Source organism: Vibrio sp. T13N (assembly GCF_032970445.1).
Lineage (GTDB): Bacteria > Pseudomonadota > Gammaproteobacteria > Enterobacterales > Vibrionaceae > Vibrio > Vibrio diabolicus.
Map to the genome: position 1 here is coordinate 151276 of NZ_JAWJYE010000009.1, position 18975 is coordinate 170250.

Annotated in this window: 23 protein-coding genes and 1 pseudogene; 21 read left to right on the forward strand and 3 right to left on the reverse strand. The window is 44.7% G+C overall.

The window, feature by feature from the left end; genetic code table 11:
• Positions 1-255 precede the first annotated feature (255 nt).
• From pyrD to rmf, 7 genes are all read left to right on the forward strand, one after another.
• Complete coding sequence (pyrD, locus tag R2S67_RS16005; protein WP_317345672.1) at positions 256-1266, forward strand: quinone-dependent dihydroorotate dehydrogenase; 1011 nt, start codon at positions 256-258, stop codon at positions 1264-1266.
• A 168-nt stretch (positions 1267-1434) separates the two neighbouring features.
• Positions 1435-1977, forward strand: coding sequence for a cell division protein ZapC (locus R2S67_RS16010; protein WP_048626410.1), 543 nt, complete (start codon positions 1435-1437; stop codon positions 1975-1977).
• Positions 1978-2465: 488 nt separating this feature from the next.
• A complete protein-coding gene (rlmKL, locus tag R2S67_RS16015) occupies positions 2466-4586 on the forward strand; it encodes a bifunctional 23S rRNA (guanine(2069)-N(7))-methyltransferase RlmK/23S rRNA (guanine(2445)-N(2))-methyltransferase RlmL (RefSeq protein WP_048626409.1) in 2121 nt (706 codons plus the stop codon).
• A gap of 21 nt (positions 4587-4607) precedes the next feature.
• Positions 4608-4850: a glutaredoxin family protein gene (locus R2S67_RS16020; protein WP_074190119.1), complete on the forward strand. Its 243-nt coding sequence runs from the start codon at positions 4608-4610 to the stop codon at positions 4848-4850.
• Complete coding sequence (locus R2S67_RS16025; protein ID WP_317345676.1) at positions 4828-6747, forward strand: ABC transporter ATP-binding protein; 1920 nt, start codon at positions 4828-4830, stop codon at positions 6745-6747. The genes R2S67_RS16020 and R2S67_RS16025 overlap by 23 nt, the downstream gene beginning before the upstream one ends.
• 7 nt (positions 6748-6754) lie before the next feature.
• Entirely contained in the window at positions 6755-8488 is a 1734-nt protein-coding gene (locus R2S67_RS16030; RefSeq protein WP_145532065.1) for a DUF3466 family protein, read from the forward strand.
• Between the two features lie 181 nt (positions 8489-8669).
• Positions 8670-8843: a ribosome modulation factor gene (gene rmf / locus R2S67_RS16035; protein ID WP_005377453.1), complete on the forward strand. Its 174-nt coding sequence runs from the start codon at positions 8670-8672 to the stop codon at positions 8841-8843.
• 120 nt (positions 8844-8963) lie between these two features.
• Here the strand turns inward: rmf and fabA are convergent, their stop codons facing one another.
• Positions 8964-9482, reverse strand: a complete 519-nt coding sequence (fabA, locus tag R2S67_RS16040) for a bifunctional 3-hydroxydecanoyl-ACP dehydratase/trans-2-decenoyl-ACP isomerase (protein ID WP_005396499.1) — start codon at positions 9480-9482, stop codon at positions 8964-8966.
• Positions 9483-9552: 70 nt separating this feature from the next.
• A complete protein-coding gene (locus R2S67_RS16045) occupies positions 9553-11193 on the reverse strand; it encodes a Lon protease family protein (protein WP_012841810.1) in 1641 nt (546 codons plus the stop codon).
• Positions 11194-11403: 210 nt separating this feature from the next.
• Between R2S67_RS16045 and matP the strand changes: the two genes are divergently transcribed.
• From matP to R2S67_RS16065, 4 genes and pseudogenes are all read left to right on the forward strand, one after another.
• The gene (gene matP / locus R2S67_RS16050; protein ID WP_053807434.1) at positions 11404-11853 is read left to right on the forward strand and encodes a macrodomain Ter protein MatP; all 450 of its coding nucleotides are present in this window, start codon (positions 11404-11406) and stop codon (positions 11851-11853) included.
• Between the two features lie 15 nt (positions 11854-11868).
• A complete protein-coding gene (locus tag R2S67_RS16055) occupies positions 11869-12180 on the forward strand; it encodes a DUF3634 family protein (RefSeq protein ID WP_005396496.1) in 312 nt (103 codons plus the stop codon).
• A gap of 114 nt (positions 12181-12294) precedes the next feature.
• Positions 12295-12618 (forward strand): hypothetical protein, encoded by a 324-nt coding sequence (locus tag R2S67_RS16060; protein ID WP_046876223.1) that lies wholly within the window; start codon positions 12295-12297, stop codon positions 12616-12618.
• A gap of 128 nt (positions 12619-12746) precedes the next feature.
• Positions 12747-12920, forward strand: a pseudogene (locus tag R2S67_RS16065) (DUF3693 domain-containing protein); the annotation flags it as partial.
• 1 nt (position 12921) lies between these two features.
• On the opposite strand, the gene R2S67_RS16070 reads toward R2S67_RS16065, so the two are convergent.
• A complete protein-coding gene (locus tag R2S67_RS16070) occupies positions 12922-13185 on the reverse strand; it encodes a helix-turn-helix domain-containing protein (protein WP_005390085.1) in 264 nt (87 codons plus the stop codon).
• Between the two features lie 147 nt (positions 13186-13332).
• On the opposite strand from R2S67_RS16070, the gene R2S67_RS16075 reads away from it, so the two are divergent.
• From R2S67_RS16075 to R2S67_RS16120, 10 genes are all read left to right on the forward strand, one after another.
• Complete coding sequence (locus tag R2S67_RS16075) at positions 13333-13524, forward strand: hypothetical protein (protein WP_005455288.1); 192 nt, start codon at positions 13333-13335, stop codon at positions 13522-13524.
• Positions 13521-13817, forward strand: a complete 297-nt coding sequence (locus R2S67_RS16080; RefSeq protein WP_017634764.1) for a hypothetical protein — start codon at positions 13521-13523, stop codon at positions 13815-13817. Before R2S67_RS16075 ends, R2S67_RS16080 begins: the two co-directional genes overlap by 4 nt.
• Before the next feature lie 12 nt (positions 13818-13829).
• Positions 13830-15647, forward strand: a complete 1818-nt coding sequence (locus R2S67_RS16085) for a replication endonuclease (RefSeq protein ID WP_317345689.1) — start codon at positions 13830-13832, stop codon at positions 15645-15647.
• A gap of 56 nt (positions 15648-15703) precedes the next feature.
• Positions 15704-15859: a hypothetical protein gene (locus R2S67_RS16090; protein ID WP_171822206.1), complete on the forward strand. Its 156-nt coding sequence runs from the start codon at positions 15704-15706 to the stop codon at positions 15857-15859.
• Between the two features lie 3 nt (positions 15860-15862).
• Positions 15863-16174 (forward strand): hypothetical protein, encoded by a 312-nt coding sequence (locus R2S67_RS16095; RefSeq protein WP_017635787.1) that lies wholly within the window; start codon positions 15863-15865, stop codon positions 16172-16174.
• On the forward strand, positions 16167-16712 hold the full coding sequence (locus tag R2S67_RS16100) for a hypothetical protein (RefSeq protein WP_317345691.1): 546 nt from the start codon (positions 16167-16169) through the stop codon (positions 16710-16712). Before R2S67_RS16095 ends, R2S67_RS16100 begins: the two co-directional genes overlap by 8 nt.
• A complete protein-coding gene (locus R2S67_RS16105; protein WP_005457424.1) occupies positions 16702-17157 on the forward strand; it encodes a hypothetical protein in 456 nt (151 codons plus the stop codon). The genes R2S67_RS16100 and R2S67_RS16105 overlap by 11 nt, the downstream gene beginning before the upstream one ends.
• Positions 17129-17887, forward strand: coding sequence for a hypothetical protein (locus R2S67_RS16110; RefSeq protein ID WP_317345693.1), 759 nt, complete (start codon positions 17129-17131; stop codon positions 17885-17887). Before R2S67_RS16105 ends, R2S67_RS16110 begins: the two co-directional genes overlap by 29 nt.
• 123 nt (positions 17888-18010) lie before the next feature.
• Positions 18011-18139, forward strand: coding sequence for a hypothetical protein (locus tag R2S67_RS16115; protein WP_005457441.1), 129 nt, complete (start codon positions 18011-18013; stop codon positions 18137-18139).
• Entirely contained in the window at positions 18139-18966 is an 828-nt protein-coding gene (locus R2S67_RS16120) for a major capsid protein P2 (RefSeq protein WP_152815293.1), read from the forward strand. Before R2S67_RS16115 ends, R2S67_RS16120 begins: the two co-directional genes overlap by 1 nt.
• Positions 18967-18975: the final 9 nt, after the last annotated feature.

Here is an 18975-nt window from a genome sequence, read left to right on the forward strand (position 1 = left end):
ATCGTTTCTATTATAGCGCCGAGTGAGTTACAGCGTAACGGTGCGGGGAAGTTAAAATAGGCTGAAATCGATTGCTTTAGGGTGGTTAGTTATAAATTTTATTGTTGAAATCTTACTCTAATTGTTTGTTTTATATTTGAAAATATTAGAAAGATATAGGTTTTTACTTAATACATTCATTTTCATTGAATTACGATGAAAAACAGTAAATAATATTGTCCCGTTTATACGGGGCTTTTTTCTTTCGGAGGCACAATGCTTTACCGTCTAGCCAGAACTGGCTTTTTCCAACTCGATGCCGAGAAGGCACACGATCTTGCAATCAAGAACTTCCAACGCTTTAACGGCACACCACTTGATCTCTTTTACCGCCAACAATTACCAACTCGTCCAGTTGAGTGTATGGGACTAACATTCCGTAACCCAGTAGGTCTTGCGGCTGGCTTAGATAAAAACGGTGAATGCATTGAAGCATTTGATGCCATGGGCTTTGGCTTTGTCGAAGTTGGCACAGTAACACCTCGTCCGCAACCAGGGAATGATAAACCACGCTTATTTCGCTTAGTCGAAGCTGAAGGGATCATCAATCGCATGGGCTTTAACAACCTAGGCGTTGATAATTTGGTCGAGAATGTAAAGCAAGCAAAATTCAACTGTGTTCTCGGAATTAATATTGGTAAAAACAAAGACACACCAATTGAGAAAGGGGCAGAGGACTACCTGATTTGTATGGAGAAAGTGTATGAGTACGCAGGCTACATTGCGGTTAATATCTCATCACCAAACACTCCGGGTCTTCGTTCACTTCAATATGGTGAAGCGCTTGATGAACTACTTTCTGAATTAAAAGCGAAAYAAGCAGAACTGTCAGAGAAGTACAACAAATACGTCCCGCTAGCATTAAAAATTGCTCCTGATTTGAGTGACGAAGAAATCTGCCAAATCTGCGATTCTTTATTGAAAAACAATATAGATGGTGTGATCGCGACTAATACAACTCTGGATCGCACGATCGTAGAAGGAATGAAACACGCCAATGAGGCAGGTGGTTTAAGTGGTCGCCCTGTGCAATCACGCTCTACGGAAGTCGTACGTAAGCTTCATGAAGAGCTAGGAGACAAACTTCCAATTATCGGTGTTGGTGGTGTGGATTCCTATGTTGCAGCCAAAGAAAAGCTGATGGCAGGCGCTAAACTTGTTCAAGTCTACACTGGCTTTATTTACCACGGCCCAAGCCTAGTACGTGATATTGTTAAGAATCTTTAACATATACATCAAAAACCACTGAAAAATCAGTAGCTATTACATAAAAAAGAGGACTTTGTTTCCTCTTTTTTTTTATCCGTTCGTTTGTAAAATTTAAAAATCACGAGTAGGTAATTAAGCGTCTTACCTCTTTACCACTGATTTAACTAGTCAAGAGAGAACGGAATAATGCTTAAACCCAGCGACAAATGGAATTGGTATTTTGACGAGCAAAAAGCTTGCTTAATGCTGGATCTGGGGGAGGAAATGATTTTCCAAACCAATTTATCCCGAAAATTGTTGGTTAACTGTGCCTTCTCAAGCAATGAATTTACCGTTGATGACGCCAGTGCATTCCAAACGTTTAATGAACGTATTCGATGCCTCGACATCAGTGAATACCGCCAAGCTGAGTTAACACTGTATTGTGTTGCGGCAAAGCGCTTTCATAAACCTGTACAGCCTAAAAGTTGGTTCTTTGACGCACAGTCCTCTGGTTACGAGCCTGAAGAAGGGGACATGGTCTTTCTAACAAATCAATATTCTGATGGTATGTTCATCGTGTTAGAACCAGGCGAGACGTCGAGCTTATGTGCTTATGTTAACCAAGAAGCGTTTGTGCTTGATGGCAATAAGGCGCTTCAGTTTGGGCAGCCGATTAAAGTAATGCATGACCGCATGGCTTGTGCAAATCACCTCTTTGCAATAACTCCTATGGCAATGGTGGGGTAAACCTGTTTAATTTTTTCTTTATTTCGTTCCTTTGTTTGCATTAGTCGACCTCGTTAGGTCGATTTTTTTTGTCCTTTCCTTTGATACTGGAGCCCCATCAGCCATGAAACTGTATGTTTTCTATGCATGCAAACATGAAGCTGGTCACTTTTATTTTACTTATTTCAATCTGATGACTCCCTTAACTAGGCAACCTAGCGCTTAAAATGACCCCATTTATTCCCCTATAAGGAAAAAATGTAAGTAACTTACATCAATAACCGCGCCCTGGTATATACCAAGATTAATGTAAATAAGTATTCACTTCTTGCCAAGGGAACAAAATTTCGTTCGTGAATAAAAAACACTCAAATTAAAGATGTTGAAAGTTTCAGATCATTTTGTTGGTGATGATTTGAACTAACAGGTGGGGAAATTCCTTTAAAAACGAGGCATTGATCGTAAAGTCAGGTATAATTGAAGCCATTTTTTATCAGCGAAAGAACACTATGAATCAATATCTCGCGGTAACTTCAAATGGCATGGAAAATTTGCTTGTTGAAGAACTGACTAAACTAGGCATTGAAAATGCGAAACCAGTACAGGCAGGCGTAAAATTTAAAGCGACAAACGAACAGGTTTATCGCTGTTGTTTGTGGAGCCGTTTAGCGTCTCGATTTGTACGTGTTTTATCTGAGTTCACGTGTAACAACGACATGGACTTGTATTTATCTACATCTGCTATTAACTGGGTTAACCAATTTCATAGCTCTAAACGTTTTGTTGTGGACTTTAACGGCACAAACCGTGAGATCAGAAATAGCCAGTACGGTGCGATGAAAGTCAAAGATGGCATCGTAGATTGCTTTGAAAATAAAGGATTGCCGCGTCCCAACATCAGTAAAGAACGCCCAGATGTTCGTATCCACGTTCGTTTGCATAAAGATAAAGCGTTGCTTGGGATCGATATGGTAGGCAGTGGTTTGCATCAACGTGGCTACCGACCAGAATCGGGTCGTGCCCCGTTACGTGAAACGCTTGCTTCTGCGATTATCATGCGTTGTGGCTGGGATGGGCATCAACCATTACTCGATCCAATGTGCGGTTCTGGTACTTTGCTTATTGAAGCTGCGATGATGGCTGCCAACATGGCCCCTGGCGTTAAGCGAAAGCAATGGGGTTTCGAAGTGTTGGAAGACTTTGAACCAGAGACTTGGGCAGAGATTAAATCAGAGGCTAATGTTCGAGCTAGACGAGGTGTCAAGAAAGTTGACGCTAAGTTTTTTGGCTTCGATAACGACCCTAAAGTATTAAAAGTTGCTCAAGAAAACGCGCGCAGAGCAGGCGTTGAAGAATTGATTGAGTTCGCACAAGGTGATGCTGCAACCATTACTCGTCCTGCAGGATTCGAACACGGTGTTATCGTTTCAAACCCACCTTACGGTGAACGTCTAGGAACTGAGCCGGGGCTAATTGCTCTCTACACCGCATTTGGTGGACAGCTAAAATCTGAGTTTGGTGGATGCAAAGCCTCTATCTTCTCGAGTTCAGACGAGCTGCTGAGCTGTCTTCGTATGCGTGCTGATAAACAATTTAAATTGAATAATGGTGCGTTACCTTGTCACCAAAAGAACTACAGTATTGCAGAGCGCAGTGCTGATGAAGTGAAGGGTTCTGATACAAATGTTCAAATCGCACCAGACTTTTCAAATCGTTTAAAGAAAAACATTGGCAAGATTGGCAAGTGGGCTCGTAAAGAGAAACTTGATTGCTACCGAATCTATGACGCTGACCTTCCTGAATACAATGTGGCGATAGACGTATACGGCGATCAAATCGTAATTCAAGAGTATGCTGCGCCAAAAAACATTCCAGAAGAAAAAGCAAAACGTCGCCTAACGGATATTATTCGTGCAACGATTCAGGTGACAGGTGTAGAGGCGAACAAAGTTGTACTTAAAGTTCGTGAAAAGCAGAAGGGTCGCAGCCAATACCAAAAATTAGGTCAGGTATCAGAGACGCTTGAAGTAAACGAGTACGGCGTGAAGCTGATCGTAAACCTTCATGACTACCTAGACACTGGCTTGTTCTTGGATCATAAGATCACTCGTCGTCGCTTAGGTGAAATGGCGCAAGGTAAAGATTTCTTAAACTTGTTTGCATATACTGGGAGTGCGACGGTTCACGCAGCGGTTGGTGGCGCTCGTTCCACAACGACTATTGATATGTCAAATACCTACTTGAACTGGGCGAAAGACAATATGCAGCTTAACGGCTGTGTAGGACGTCAGCATCGCTATGAACAAGCAGACTGCTTGCAATGGCTAGAAAACGCGAAAGGTGAGTACGACTTGATCTTTATTGATCCACCTACGTTCTCTAACTCTAAGCGTATGGAAACATCATTCGATGTACAACGTGATCACATTAAACTGATGAAGAATCTTAAACGTTTACTAAGAAGTGAAGGCACTATCGTATTCTCGAATAACAAGCGCCACTTCAAGATGGATGAAGAGTCGCTGGCTGAACTTGGTTTGAAGGCTCAGAATATTTCTTCTCAAACGTTACCATTAGATTTTGCGCGTAATAAACAGATTCATAACTGTTGGCTAGTAACGCACGCGTAGTATAAACAAAAGGATTAATACGTGCTGATATTGTATAGCACGGAGGGATGCCATCTTTGTGAGATGGCATTTGCTCTAGTAGACCAAATTGGTTTGGCCGAGCAAACAGATATCATTGATATTGCGTTCGATGATGCACTGTTTTCTCGTTACGGCGTCACAATACCCGTATTAAAGTATCAAGATTCTGAGTTGAACTGGCCGTTTGACTTAGAACAACTCACACATTGGTTGGATAATAATGGCATTACTTACCATTCATAACGCACAACTTGCATTTGGTGACCACCCATTACTGGACAAAGCGGAGTTCGCTCTTCAAGAAAACGAACGCGTATGTTTAGTGGGTCGCAACGGAGCAGGTAAGTCCACGTTAATGAAAGTGCTTGCCGGCGACATTTTGTTGGACGACGGCAAGATTCAAATCACTCAAGACGTCGTTGTTTCTCGACTTGAACAAGATCCACCGCGTAATCAAGAGGGTACGGTTTACGAATACGTATCTGGCGGTTTGGCTGAAATCGGCGAACAACTGAAGATCTATCACGATCTTCTCGATCTTGTTGCTCAAGACCCGAGTGAGAAAAACATCAACCGTTTAGCCAAGGTTCAAGAGCAGCTTGACCATTCTAATGCTTGGCGTTTTGATGACCGTGTTAAGAACGTACTTGGTGCTTTAAAACTAAGTCCAGAAACTAAACTGACCGATTTATCCGGTGGTTGGCAACGTAAAGCCGCTTTAGCTCGCGCGCTGGTTTGTGACCCTGATGTATTACTTCTTGATGAGCCAACAAACCATCTTGATGTAACAACTATCGAATGGTTAGAGAACTTCTTAAAAGACTTCAAAGGCTCGATCATCTTTATTTCTCACGACCGTGCGTTCATCAAATCAATGGCAACACGCATTGTTGATTTAGATCGCGGGCAATTAGCTTCTTTCCCTGGTGATTACGACAACTACCTAGAAGAAAAAGAAGAGATGCTCCGCGTTGAAGAAATGCAGAATGCTGAATTCGACAAAAAACTTGCTCAAGAGGAAGTTTGGATTCGGCAGGGCATTAAAGCACGCCGAACTCGAAATGAAGGTCGTGTACGCGCATTGAAGAAACTGCGTGAAGAGCGTCGCGATCGCCGGGATGTCCAAGGCAAAGTTAACCTTAATATCGATGATGCTTCACGTTCAGGGAAAATTGTATTTGAAGCAGAAAACATATCTTTTGCTTACGAAGGCAAGACAATCGTCGACAACTTTAGCTTTAACATTATGCGCGGTGACCGTATTGCACTTATCGGACCAAATGGCTGCGGTAAGAGTACGGTACTTAAATTGCTATTAGGGCAATTGGAATCGCAGTCTGGTCGTTTACACTGCGGAACAAAATTAGAAGTCGCGTACTTTGATCAGTACCGAGAGATTTTGGATCCAGAAAAGACAGTGATCGATAACTTAGCGGATGGGAAACAAGAAGTAATGGTTGGGGGACGTCAGCGTCATGCGCTGAGTTATCTTCAAGACTTCTTATTTGCACCTAAGCGCGCAAGAACTCCGGTTAAGGCGCTCTCTGGTGGTGAGAAAAACCGATTACTGCTAGCTCGTATCTTGTTGAAACCAAACAACTTACTTATTCTTGATGAACCAACCAACGATTTGGATATCGAAACGTTGGAACTTTTAGAAGAAATGCTTGCCAACTATCAGGGCACGTTGCTTTTAGTTAGCCACGACCGAGAGTTTGTTGATAATACCGTTACCACAAGCTGGATCTTCGAAGGAAACGGAGTGATTGAAGAGTTTGTTGGTGGTTATCACGATGCAAGACAGCAGCGTGAACAGGTATTGGCGGTTCGTCAAGCGGTTGAAAAGCCACCGAAAAAAGAAAAAGTGGTTGAGGAAACTCCCAAAACAACTCAACCTAAGAACAACTCGAAGAAGTTATCGTATAAGCTGCAAAGAGAATTAGAAGCTCTACCAGCTAAACTAGAACAATTAGAGTCGGATATCGAGGGCCTTCAGGAGCAAGTGAACGATCCAGAGTTCTTTGCTAAACCTGTAGAGCAAACTCAGCCGGTATTGGAACAGCTTGCTGCACTAGAGCAGGAGTTGGAAATCGCATTCGAGAGATGGGAAGAACTCGAAGCAATGCAACAGGATAGTTAAGAATTCAATGAATTGTAGTAATAAATTCAAATTGACCGCCATTGCGATGATGGTTGGTACCACAATGAACGCACAGGCGGCATTGTATCAAGTGGTTGAGGTTTCACCTCAGGATCATGGTTCAAACGGTGACTACCAAACGGCTTACGGCGTTGCAATTCAGCAAGGTGATGCGGGTACAGATCCTTCAACAGGTTCCCCTTTCGCTTTGGGCTGTTTTGATGCAGCAGCAAACTGTACACTAGACCAATTTAAGCTTGCGATGGAAACTCGCACAACACCGATTTCAGCGACACAAGCCGTGGATGGGAACAGCTATCGTGAGGAAATTCCATTTGGATTGGACGCGGGCTTTTATTACATCCAAGAACTCAAAGATTTTGAACGTTACTGTTATAACCAGCTTCGCTATTCCACTTGTGACTCTTGGGCTTCTGTAAACTGGACCCCATGGAACAAAGAGCGTAGTAAAGACTTTACTTCTAATGCGTTAGCATTTGTAGAAGGCGATTCTGCTGCTTATAAAAATGAATATAACAATGTTATCAATCAGCTTACCGAAGATGGTGCCGCTGTCGGTAATCAAAGTAAAGTCAGCAGTGAAAACCAGTCGACACTGGAAACAAGAAATACAGTCGTAGCACCTATTGAACCAAATTTTGTTACAGGTGATAACGACGCAAGCGTTGTGCAAAGCCACGCTTGGAAAACCGATGGCACTTTTACCGTTGGTAGTGTATCTCGAACGGCAAGCAATACCAATGGCGCTCACCACACATCGAAAGCAGCTATTTGGGATCAAAGTGGAACCGTCAGTGAGTTGGCTTGGCCAAGTGGCACATCTAAAGATGGAGAAAGACTGGCTCAAGGAAGCATGCGTGACCTTGTCACAGATGGAACAACGGTTTACGGCGTGGGTTACAACACATACAGTGATGATAACTATCTGAATGCTACTGTTTTTGTCGGAACCCTAGAGGCAGAAGGTAGCGTTGAAAACGCAACTTGGAAAAACAAAGTTGTTGTAGGAGCGAGACAGCGTGAGGGCGATGATACGGTTCATACAAACTCACGATTAACCGATGTTAACTCAAATTTTGTTGCTATTGGTGAAGCAAAACGTTCAGGCGGATACTTAATGCCAACGGGCTCTGCTCCGAATCGTCTCTTTATCGTAGATGATGTTCGTAAGGATTCTATTAACGCTTTTTACCCAAGTACCGGAATTTTCTTCAGCGGTGCGGGCGGTAAGATGGGCGGGATCAACTCTTACAATGAAATTGTCGGACAACTTGATGCGGAAACGACTCGTGAAGACGATGGCAAGCCACGTCGTAAGCGCGGTTTTATCTACCCATATAGTGTAGGTGGTGAGACTAGTGAACGTGCTTCAACACTATTTAATGGAAAAGCTTGGTTCCTAGATAGTTTGACTAATGGCGGTGACTACACTGAACAAAACAACCAGTTCCGTATTATCGATGCAACCGATATCAACGATGCAGGTGTGATTTCTGGTACCGCGATGAAATGTGCTGGCGGTTACAGTACAACAGCAAACAATGCGACATGTAGTTCTGATGAACAAATCGTAGCTGTAAAATTGGTGCCTATTGCAGGTGCGACTGAGAAGGACATTGTGTCTCGAAGCGTTGACTCAACGACAACAGAGCGTCAAGGTGCAGGCCTTGGTTGGTTAGCTTTGACCATGCTTGGATTGTTTGGGTTCCGTAGAAAATAGTCAAAAATCGTCAGTAATTTTTAAATCAAGCAGAGGCTCACACATTTGAGCCTCTGCTTTTTTTATGCCTTGAGAAATCACTCAACTTGATCGATTCTTATAAGTGGAGTCATAAAAACTCCATCAAAGTTTCACAATAACAGCTGTACGTTAGTAAATGGACCTGTATGAGGAATTAACTATGAAGAGACAAAAGCGTGATCGCCTAGAACGAGCTCAATCTCAAGGCTATAAAGCTGGGTTGAATGGAAGGTCTCAAGAGGCTTGCCCATATCAACAAGTTGATGCTCGGTCGTATTGGTTAGGTGGTTGGCGTGATGCCAGAGATGAAAGACAATCTGGTCTCTACAAATAAACTCTCCACATACAAAAAGAAGGATTCGAAAGGGCTCTACGGAGCCTTTTCTACATTTATAGACTAGGCAAACAAAAAGGCCCCTAAATAGGAGCCTTTATAAATCGATTAAAGTCGTGATTAGAAGTTTGAAGTGTCTTGGAACAAACCAACTTTCAAATCTTTCGCAACGTAGATTTCTTTGCCATCTACGCATACACGACCGTCAGCCAAACCCATTACCAGTTTACGGTTTACGACGCGTTTCATGTGGATTTCGTAGGTTACTTTTTTCGCCGTCGGTAGGATTTGGCCTGTAAACTTCACTTCACCAACACCTAGAGCGCGACCTTTACCTTTACCGCCAACCCAGCCAAGGAAGAAGCCAACAAGTTGCCACATCGCGTCAAGGCCAAGACAGCCAGGCATTACCGGGTCACCAGGGAAGTGGCAGTCAAAGAACCACAAATCTGGAGTAATATCCAATTCTGCCAAGATCAAACCTTTACCAAAATCGCCCTCTGTCTCAGACATTTTAGTAATACGATCCATCATTAGCATGTTTGGCGCAGGAAGCTGAGGGTAACCAGGCCCAAACAGTTCCCCTTGGCTAGAAGCAAGTAGATCGTCACGGTTATAAGAATCACGTTTGTTTTGCATTATCAATTACTCCAATTTTTGATAGCTGCATCTTAGTGAACACGTGTACGCTAAACAACTCCGATCAGTACTAGACAAACCAGTTTTTGATGCGCTGCACAATTCCTTCTGGATGCTCATGTCTTTCAAAGTTTTCAATACGTTCCGCTATTTTGCCAATAATGCTATCGTCTTCGCCTCTAAAAGGTTTATTCATAACAATCGGAATAGCTTCATCTACCGTAGAGACGGACCAAATATGGAACTCACCATTTTTAATGCTTTCTATTACATCTTTATGTAATGCAAGGTGTTTAAGGTTTGATTTCGGCATGACAACGCCTTGATTTCCCGTAAAACCCTGATGTTTACAAACCTGATAAAAACCTTCAATTTTCTCGTTCAAGCCACCGACTGCTTGCACTCGACCAAACTGATCGACGGCTCCTGTAACCGCAACTTGTTGATTAATTGGAGATTCAGATAACGCACTCACCAAGCAACAAAGTTCTGCGAGAGATGCGCTGTCACCGTCAACTTCGCTATAAGACTGTTCAAATACGATCGAGGCAGAGTAAGGCAGAGGTTCATCCAGTTTTAGAGCAGAGCTTAAGAAAGCTTGCATAATCATCATGCCTTTCGCATGTAGATTGCCGCCAAGTTCAGCTTTGCGCTCAACATCGGAAACATCGCCATCACCAAAGTGAATTACACACGATATTCTAGCAGGCTCACCATAGCTGACAGGGTGTCCAGCCATATCGATGACGGTTAGGCCATTGATTTGACCAACTTGTTCCCCAGTTGTCTCAATAATGACTTGTCCATCTAAAATATCGTACACGGCACGCTGAGGAAGATAGGATTCGCGATAATACTTGTCGTCAATCGCTTTATCTAATGACTCGTAATCTAATGTTTGGCCATCACTGAACTGGCTGGCAAGTGTTAGAAGTTGAGAATGCCACATTACACCTAACGGCAAATAATGTTGATCTTCAGTAAATCTCATACCAGCTAGCAACAGTCTTCTAAAGCCACATTCCGTTAAGTGAGGCAGCTGATATTGAGAACATATCCAGTTCACCAAACCAAAGTAATCTGTCAAATTCTGCTCTGACAAATGAATATCTTCTTCAACTTCGGTATACATGGCAAAGCCTGAACAAAAGTCCTCGTCGATATATTCTAGCTCTGCTAACTGACTTCTTTCCCCAGTTACAATCAGTTTTACATCATAAGCTTTAGATGGCGGTACTGAAGTAGGTAAGCGAGTAGGGCTTAGGTTCAGTGGCTCGATAAGGTTTTGTTGAATTGCAGACTTTATATTCGGCCAAAGTCCCGGGTTAGCCAGAATGAGATTAGCAGGTACAATCAAATAACCGTCGTCAGCTTGTGAAATCAAGCCAGGTTGGAAGGCAATATCACCACTTACATCAACACTGTAACGGTCAAATAAACGTTTGGCATCAAGTGATTCCGACAAAACAATCGCAGCGTTAGAATGACTCTGAAGAGCTTTACTGATGAACTCTCTATAGACAGAATTATCGACGCAGTTAATGAGTAGCACGCGTGTCAATCCCGACATTTTGGAAAAGCGAGATATCGTTGCCGACATCCTCGGTTGAAGATCAGTAAAAGACTTCTTTGGTAACGAAGGTGCAGACTTTAAAAGTGCTTCGTACTGCTCAAGTGAAGGTGTTACGTCTTGCCAATTAAGTTGGTTCATTAAAATTCATCGTAATTCAATCTTGCCGACATTATAACGAAATGGACTATAACACCCTAGCACCAATTTGGTTCGCTCACGGCATTCAACACTCAATGAACAATACTTAGACAAATGAGTGATCAACATCGATACTTCTAAGAGTTTTATTTGCCCAAGTAAATTATCTGGGTTACGCTGTCACTAGGTTATGTTTATGGGTCGGAATAAATGAAATATCAGCAGCTTGAGAATCTAGAGTGTGGGTGGAAATGGAAGTATCTCATCAAGAAATGGAAAGATGGTGAAGCGATTACCCGACATATTGATACAAGTGAAGCAGATGCCGCGGTTGCAGAGCTAAAACGCCTTGAACACGAACCTACGCTTGTATTAGCTTGGATAGAAAACCACATGTCAGAAGAGTTGGACAACAAACTCAAGCAGGCTATCCGAGCGAAAAGGAAGCGTCATTTCAATGCAGAGCAAGTCCATACAAAGAAAAAGTCCATTGACTTAGATTATCGAGTTTGGGAAAAGCTTTCTAGCAGAGCAACCGAGCTCGGTTGTACATTATCTGACGCAATTGAATATCTACTTTCTGAAGCATCGAGAAGTGAAAAAGCGAGTCAAAAAGTTACCTCGATCAAAGAGGATTTGAGTAAATTGCTATCTAGCTAGGATAGGGAGTGCCAAATGTTATATGTAATCTTAATTGCTGCCATCGTAATCTTTTGGTTGATCGCAGTTGATAGACCAGTGCTAAAAGTAAAGTTTGATAACGGCCATATCAGTAACGTAAAAGGGCATCTACCACCTTCTTTCAAACATAACTTACAAGATATTAGTGAACATAATCCGTTTAGTGGTGAAATGAAGGTATATAGCCAACGAACTGGCATGCGTTTGAGCTTTTCCAAGGACGTTCCCAAAAAAATCCAACAGCGGATTCGCAACGTTTTTCCGCATCAAGGTTTCAAAGCGAGCAAAGGCAAGAAGCGAGCTTAATTACATACCAGTTACTTAATCGTGTTAAATGGGACGCAATATAGCGTCCCATTTTCGTATCTATAGAAAAATTATTTATCATTGATCAATCAATAAGATAAACGGACTTAAACTATGCGATACGTTGTAACTTTAATGGTCTTTCTCTTTGTAAGTGCTTCAGCTTTGTCTGACGACTCGGAAACGAATCCATTGGCTAAAAAGATTAAAACTAAGATTCAAAGGAAAGCAGACAATAAATTTGATGACTACCAAGGTTATTGTGATGTCATGATAGAGATGGAACACAAAGGTAAAAAAGCAGTAATAAAAAGAGTAACCAGTAGTGGTGACAAAAAAGTTTGTCGGTATGTGAAATCCAACTTGAGGAAAGGAAAACGCTATCGTTATAAATATCCAGAAAAGTATATTCGGCTTCATATAGCCACAGGTTCGTGATTGCAATGTTAATTAGAAGCATCTGGCAGCAAGAGCGCAAAGCTTTCAGACTCGATGAACTAGATGAAAATGAAGTGGCTCTCGTGTAATTGGTTGGGAATGCAGGCTACAGGTGAGCCATAAACCAATCATCTCGCAATAATAATCCGCAGATAAAAGCAGTATGGGAAGGAATAGCAAAAAAGTATAACGGACTTGGATTATCAAGCATTTCAATGGTTTGTGCCGGATTGGCTTTAGTGATTGCAAGTCCACAGGAATCACTATTACAGTGCGCATTATATGTGAAAGGGTTAATATAGGTTAGACGGGTGCGCCTGCTTGTAAGGCATTGATTAAGCGGGGGTTATTGTACTTATCATCTATCAAACCGAACACCAAATTTTGATCATCTAGTTCCAGTAAGTCAGCGATTTTAAAGGCTATTTCCCAATCCATAGAACAGCTACCCGCGCGCCAGTGGGCTACGCGACTACGACCAACGCCAAGTTTCTGAGCTAGTTTGTAGTCTGAGCCCAGTTCGTACTTAGCTTTTACTCTGTCTAAAAGTATGTTTGTGTAGTTCATTTAGTAACTGTTTAAAAAAGAAACAAGATTGTTAAATTGTAGAGCATCTTACGTGCTATTTCAGTAGTTTAACTCGTTTGTACGTTTAAAATAATTCGTTTACGGTTGCCATGTTCAAAAAAGAGACAGCTTGCGGAGGCTATGAACATGGAACGTATAATCTCAAACCCAATTCACTTACCTTGCCCTGATATGGCAGGGTGTGCAAATCCAGACCCAATTAAAACGGCTAAATCACTGCGTAAAATCGCAGAATTACGCGAGAAGTTCGCCGAGCAATTCCCTAAGAAGAAACAGACCTACATTCCTACACGTTTTCGTCAGGGGGTTGTAGCATGAATTTGAGTATCTGGAAATCGCGCCGCAATCAGCGCCAACTTGTTGCATCACAAGACAACGGAACTCATATCTACTTCGATAGTTTTGAGCTTGAAGCCGTTGAAGCCTCACTTTGGCTTTACCAAGGGATGACGCTTGTCGCTTGCATCAAAGCACAAAACGACACCTTAGCCGATATTACGACTACCGCTCATCGTATGGCGACACTTGGCGCGCAAAACAACGGCCAACCACTACACGAAATCCGCAAGCAAGATGAAGCGCCCCAAGTGGGCGCGGATTCTTCCCTTTAATCAGGGGGATGCATGGATTTCGACACCAAAGCCATAGAAATCAAGATGGCGGGCAAGACGTTCGCCAATGATGCCATTCATCAAAGTGCCTTTTCACGCCGATTCTTCCCACGCTTACCCGCGATAGTTCGCAACGATGTGCGCCGTAAAGTAGAGGCGCGCACACAGCGCAAAAACGCCACACGTGAAAACGTCATTAAAACCGCCAATGACGCGGTGAAATTTGGCTTGAAATGCTCACACCATATCGAGAATCGTTACTCGTTTGTTGACAGTCGAAAGGGCGCGCATAGCGAGCCATTGACGCACAATATCTTGATGCGTGACGACGCGCTGACTAAGTTCGCGGAGAAGTACGCCGACCAATGCGCCGAGGTTTTATCAAGCCTAAATGCCGAGGGTTACACCTCTTTTGTTGAGGCGTTGGCCGCGGTTTATTCTGAGCAAAAATTGCTACTTAAGACCATTCACATCAAGCCGCCATACGTGAATTTCAAAGTGAAAGACGTTGAAGTGTTAGAGCAAATGCTAACAGCCGCGGTACTCAAAATGCAGTCTGAAAAGTGGGTTGAACGTCGTTTGCTGCGTCTGCGTGGTGACTACATCGAGTACGCCCAAATCACCATGAGCCGTGTGGGTGACAAAGGCCATCAAAGCAAATACGTGTCAGAGATTTCCTTTAGTAACTGGAAGCGCAAGCAACGTGAATCCGAGAAATACATGAAGTCGATGAGCGTGTACAACGAGGAAACAGGCGAGCACTTTCCATTGGAGGAAGTGGCAAAGCGCACCATTGCTAACCCTGAGAACCGCCGCATTGAAATGATGGTTCGCTCACGAGGCTTTGAAGAACTGGCCGACGAACTGGAATACACCGCGCTTTTCATTACGTGGACACTGCCGAGCCGTTATCACCGCAATTCACCGAAGTGGGACGGTTCAAGCGTCAAAGACGGACACGCCGAGTTAATGCGCCAATGGTCACTTGCTCGCGCTAAGTTGGCCAAGTTAGAGATTGAATACTTTGGCTTTCGTGTGGCCGAGCCACACAAAGACGCAACCAGTCACGCGCACTATTTCTTGTTTTGCTCTCACAAAGACAAAGCCAACATCATTCGTATTCTACGCGGTGAGGCGATTGCGCCAGACCGTGAGGAATTAGGCGACGACATCACGCCACGCTTTGACGTAAAAGAAGCCGACCCAAGCAAGGGCGGCGCAACGGCATACATTGCCAAGTACGTCTCGAAGAACATCAACGGTAAACACATGCCAGACACCGAAGCTGAAGAAAGCGCATTTAAAGTGCGCGCTTGGGCGTCGGTGCATCGCATTCGCCAGTTTCAGCAATTTGGTGGTGAGCCTGTTTCTTTGTGGCGCAGTTTACGCCGAGCGACAGCCGAACAAACCCAAAAAGATGAGCAGCTAGAAGAACTGAGACAAGCGGCAGACTCATCAAAATGGGCGCTGTTTTGTCAGTTAGCTAAGGGCGCGAAGTTGGCTTACAAAGAAAACAAAAACGACTACGGCGAACCAATCAAAAAAATCATTGGTTTTGAGTGGTGCGGTCAAGTCATCGAAACCGCTAGCGAGTGCTATTCACTCGTGCAAACGAAAGACGTAAAGCGTCTTTTAAAAAGTCGCGGAGCGACGTCTTGGAGCACTGAAAATAACTGTAACTCCCCACTCATTACGGAGTTGAAGAAGCTCACCGGATGGAGCTTTGAGGGAGTGAAATGCCTATTAGAGCCGTTGGCGAATGGGGCGACGGTTTCCATCGACCAATATTGTTCAATCAAATTACAAAACAACACATTACGACTGATTTAACCCGTTTGGGATATTGCTTGCGACAACGATTTCAGCAACTAGGTAAGGACAACCCAATGAGCACCATCGACAAAATCACCCAAGAAATGGAAGCCGAAGTGAAGCGCAGCAAAGGCGGCGTGTTTTGGCGTCTATTGCTGGTCTGGATGAAAGAAGTCAACAAACAGATTCAGAAAAAACCGAACACCGATGAAGAACTAGCCGAGGCTTAAACAATGGAAATGCTATCTCTTAAAGAATGTCAGCAAGCAATGGCCGCGCTCGATGCGGCCGACAAACTCAACGCCAGTGTGGAAAAGGAGTTGAGCCAATTTAAAGAAATGGACACCAACGCGATTATCAAACGTGCAAGCAAGATGCTCATGACGGGTAATTTTTCGCTTGAAGCGTTTGGTTTGAATCCGACGTTGTTCGACCAAATCGAGCAGCTCACCAAGCTCAATAACAAGGTGCGTGAAAAGTATCGTGGTTGTGTCAAAGGCAACATGCAGCAATTGGAAACAGTCGAGGCGGCCGCTGATGAGTAAACATCCCAACCCAATTCGCGGGCACGTATCGTGCCCCGTTTGCCAAAGTCCCTCAACCGTGCATCGCGTCGGTGAGGGCAAGCTCATTGCTGAGGGCGAGCCAACCAAAAACGGGCGCAACTTAGGACTGCTGTATTACAAGTGTCCGAGCTGTGGCAACAGCCCAATGAGCAAGAGCATTAACGCTTTTGTGGAATCCAACATGGTTGAATCGGTTGAACAACTGGAAATGAGTGACGCGGTCACAATTGACGCCGAATTGCCAACGGTTGAGCCAGTGGTCGAAACCGTTGCAAACACTGATATGCCTAGCATTGCGGCTGATGAACCAGTGGAAGCGCCAAGCGTTGAAAGCGAGCACGCAACCGAACAGGAACCCGCACCAACGCCCGTTAAAAAACCGCCGTTTCCGGTTAAAAAAGTCTTAGCGGGGATAGCCTTTGTCGCCTTGCTGATTTGGGCAATTCGTCAACTGATGCCAACCAAGAAACCAACCGAACCAGACACCGAACAGGGAGAGCCAATCAATGCAGGATGAAATCGAAAACCAACCAGAATTAGATGATTGGGGCGACTTTTCCGCGGTTATCAGTGGGCTGGAACAAACCGAAGTCAGCGAACTAACCGACTTACCAACCGAAGCGGCCAACGACGACAACCACCAACCCGCGGGTGAAATGTTCGAGGGGGCATTGTCGGTGCTGTTCACCATTGCCGAACAAGCGACGTCGATTATTTCCGGTGTGGATTTTGAGTTTGACGAAAAAGGCAAAGCGGCGGTGATTGATGCGGCGTTGCCCGTGTTGGAAAAACACAGTGATAGCGTGTCATCGCTGTTTGGGGATTACATGCAAGAAGCCGTGCTCGGTTTGGCGGTGTTGTCGCTGGTCTACAGTGCCAAGAAAACCATGGCATATCAAAAAGAGCTGTTAGCGATAGAGGAGGAAAAACAGCGTGAGCAAAAAGAAAAAGACGCCGCTTAAATTCCCCAATCCGGTCAACTCTAACCCGTCACACGATGCCGAGCATGTCATCTACGTGGCGGGCACGGGCGGGGGTAAAACCTCTGCCGTTAAACACTTGGGGTTAGTGCCAAAAGCCGCGCAAGCGGTTTTTTTTGACCCTTACCGCAACTATGCGGGGGCGAAGTTCCGCGGCCAACAATGCCTTGAAACCAGTTCTCGCGTGGCGTTCGTCAAAGCCTTGGTGATGGCACGTAAACGCGGCAAGTCGTTCAAGTTGGCTTATATCCCAAAAGATGGGGCTTGCTCGGAGGAATTAGAGTTCTTCAGTGCGGCGGTGTGGGCGGTGGGTAATGGCGACGCCAAACAACTGCATGTGATCATCGAAGAGCTCGCAAGCTGCGTGGAGACGTCCGGCAAACTCAAAGGCAAAGCGGGCGAATTGTGGCGCGGTGGGCGTCAATATGGGCTTGTGCTGCATTCGATTTTCCAACGCGGGCAGGAAGTGCCTAAGACCGTGACCGAGCAATCGCCAGTATGGTGGATTGGTGCGGTCAACTCGATGGCCGATGCACGATGGCTCGCCGATAAAAAGGGCTTGTGCGTCGATACCTTGGCGGGCTTGAAGTCAGCCAAAAACAACAAAGCCGCAATTGGTAAGCCGATTGCCGAATATCTATTGGTTCGGGATGGTATCGGCAATATGGAAAAGTCCTCATTTAACTGTCTGACGGGCACCATTCACCGTTAATTTCAACGCTCATTCAACCTATAGGTTAACCACTTAACCTATAGGTTGCGCCCGCTTTCGCTTCCTCTCAAATCCCTGTTTCATGAAATCACTTTTTAACCGTGTACAACCGAAAGGGACAACATGAAACAGCAACACAAAAACCTATTGATGGCACTGATTATCACGTTAATCGTGATTGCCGCTATCAACAACATCAGCGTGCTCAACCCAGTGCGTGAAACTCTTAACGGCGAAAATGGGTGGTTCTAATGGAAGCACTAAAACAACCTTTTAACCCGCGTCCACGTGAGCTTGACCCTGTTGAGGGTGTGAACTGGGGCAACCAAGCCACCTTGCGCTTGGTATCGGGTCCAACCTACCAAAACATTGAATTGGTCACGGACATTCTCGATGCGGCAGACATTGAGCGCATCACGGTGAAAGTGAACGGCCGTGAAATCGTCAACGTGACGGGTCAAGACCTTATCGACTTGCAAGAGCACAAGAAAGAATACGTGCAAGCGGGTCGCTACGTGCTGAACTTCTCCGATATGTCGATGCGTACCAAGCTGGGTATCCGTACAGGCGAGCTAGTCACGCTGCAAGGCGAAATCTGGTTTATGTACATCCAGCTAAAAGCCAAAGCGGGTGCCGCGGCACCAATGATTCGTGCTCGTGCTCATACCACGGCGGCGCAAAGCCAACGTATCTACATGCCGCGCATCTATTCCCAAACGTGGTACGCCGCATCGAGTGGTCGCACGCCGTTTGATTTTGCCGAGCGTAGCGCGGCGCTGTCTATCAAGCGCTTGCATCTGAAAGACAACACGATTGAACGCGTTCGCGTCCTGCGTGATGAACGTGAAGAGCTCAACGTCAACAAGACCGATAACGCTTACGACTTAGCCGCGGCGGGTCGTGAGCAGAATGCGGGCTTCTTCTCGATGGACTTTACGCGTTGCGGTTTTGGCAGCGAAGCGCGTTTACCAACGGCGGCCATGAAACAACTGGCGTTTGAAGTGGAAAAAACGGCACCGGGTAGCATTCCGGTTCTGATTGAAGCCATCGAACAAGTGGCGGTGCCTACCGCGCAGTAAGGGGGCGTT

Bases quoted from the DNA above. Each gene is read 5' to 3' on its own strand.
- R2S67_RS16010 (WP_048626410.1), top strand. From the start codon at position 1,435: ATGCTTAAACCCAGCGACAAATGGAATTGGTATTTTGACGAGCAAAAA.
- rlmKL (WP_048626409.1), top strand. From the start codon at position 2,466: ATGAATCAATATCTCGCGGTAACTTCAAATGGCATGGAAAATTTGCTT.
- R2S67_RS16025 (WP_317345676.1), top strand. From the start codon at position 4,828: ATGGCATTACTTACCATTCATAACGCACAACTTGCATTTGGTGACCAC.
- R2S67_RS16030 (WP_145532065.1), top strand. From the start codon at position 6,755: ATGAATTGTAGTAATAAATTCAAATTGACCGCCATTGCGATGATGGTT.
- rmf (WP_005377453.1), top strand. From the start codon at position 8,670: ATGAAGAGACAAAAGCGTGATCGCCTAGAACGAGCTCAATCTCAAGGC.
- fabA (WP_005396499.1), bottom strand. From the start codon at position 9,482: ATGCAAAACAAACGTGATTCTTATAACCGTGACGATCTACTTGCTTCT.
- R2S67_RS16045 (WP_012841810.1), bottom strand. From the start codon at position 11,193: ATGAACCAACTTAATTGGCAAGACGTAACACCTTCACTTGAGCAGTAC.
- matP (WP_053807434.1), top strand. From the start codon at position 11,404: ATGAAATATCAGCAGCTTGAGAATCTAGAGTGTGGGTGGAAATGGAAG.
- R2S67_RS16055 (WP_005396496.1), top strand. From the start codon at position 11,869: ATGTTATATGTAATCTTAATTGCTGCCATCGTAATCTTTTGGTTGATC.
- R2S67_RS16060 (WP_046876223.1), top strand. From the start codon at position 12,295: ATGCGATACGTTGTAACTTTAATGGTCTTTCTCTTTGTAAGTGCTTCA.
- R2S67_RS16070 (WP_005390085.1), bottom strand. From the start codon at position 13,185: ATGAACTACACAAACATACTTTTAGACAGAGTAAAAGCTAAGTACGAA.
- R2S67_RS16075 (WP_005455288.1), top strand. From the start codon at position 13,333: ATGGAACGTATAATCTCAAACCCAATTCACTTACCTTGCCCTGATATG.
- R2S67_RS16080 (WP_017634764.1), top strand. From the start codon at position 13,521: ATGAATTTGAGTATCTGGAAATCGCGCCGCAATCAGCGCCAACTTGTT.
- R2S67_RS16085 (WP_317345689.1), top strand. From the start codon at position 13,830: ATGGATTTCGACACCAAAGCCATAGAAATCAAGATGGCGGGCAAGACG.
- R2S67_RS16090 (WP_171822206.1), top strand. From the start codon at position 15,704: ATGAGCACCATCGACAAAATCACCCAAGAAATGGAAGCCGAAGTGAAG.
- R2S67_RS16095 (WP_017635787.1), top strand. From the start codon at position 15,863: ATGGAAATGCTATCTCTTAAAGAATGTCAGCAAGCAATGGCCGCGCTC.
- R2S67_RS16100 (WP_317345691.1), top strand. From the start codon at position 16,167: ATGAGTAAACATCCCAACCCAATTCGCGGGCACGTATCGTGCCCCGTT.
- R2S67_RS16105 (WP_005457424.1), top strand. From the start codon at position 16,702: ATGCAGGATGAAATCGAAAACCAACCAGAATTAGATGATTGGGGCGAC.
- R2S67_RS16115 (WP_005457441.1), top strand. From the start codon at position 18,011: ATGAAACAGCAACACAAAAACCTATTGATGGCACTGATTATCACGTTA.
- R2S67_RS16120 (WP_152815293.1), top strand. From the start codon at position 18,139: ATGGAAGCACTAAAACAACCTTTTAACCCGCGTCCACGTGAGCTTGAC.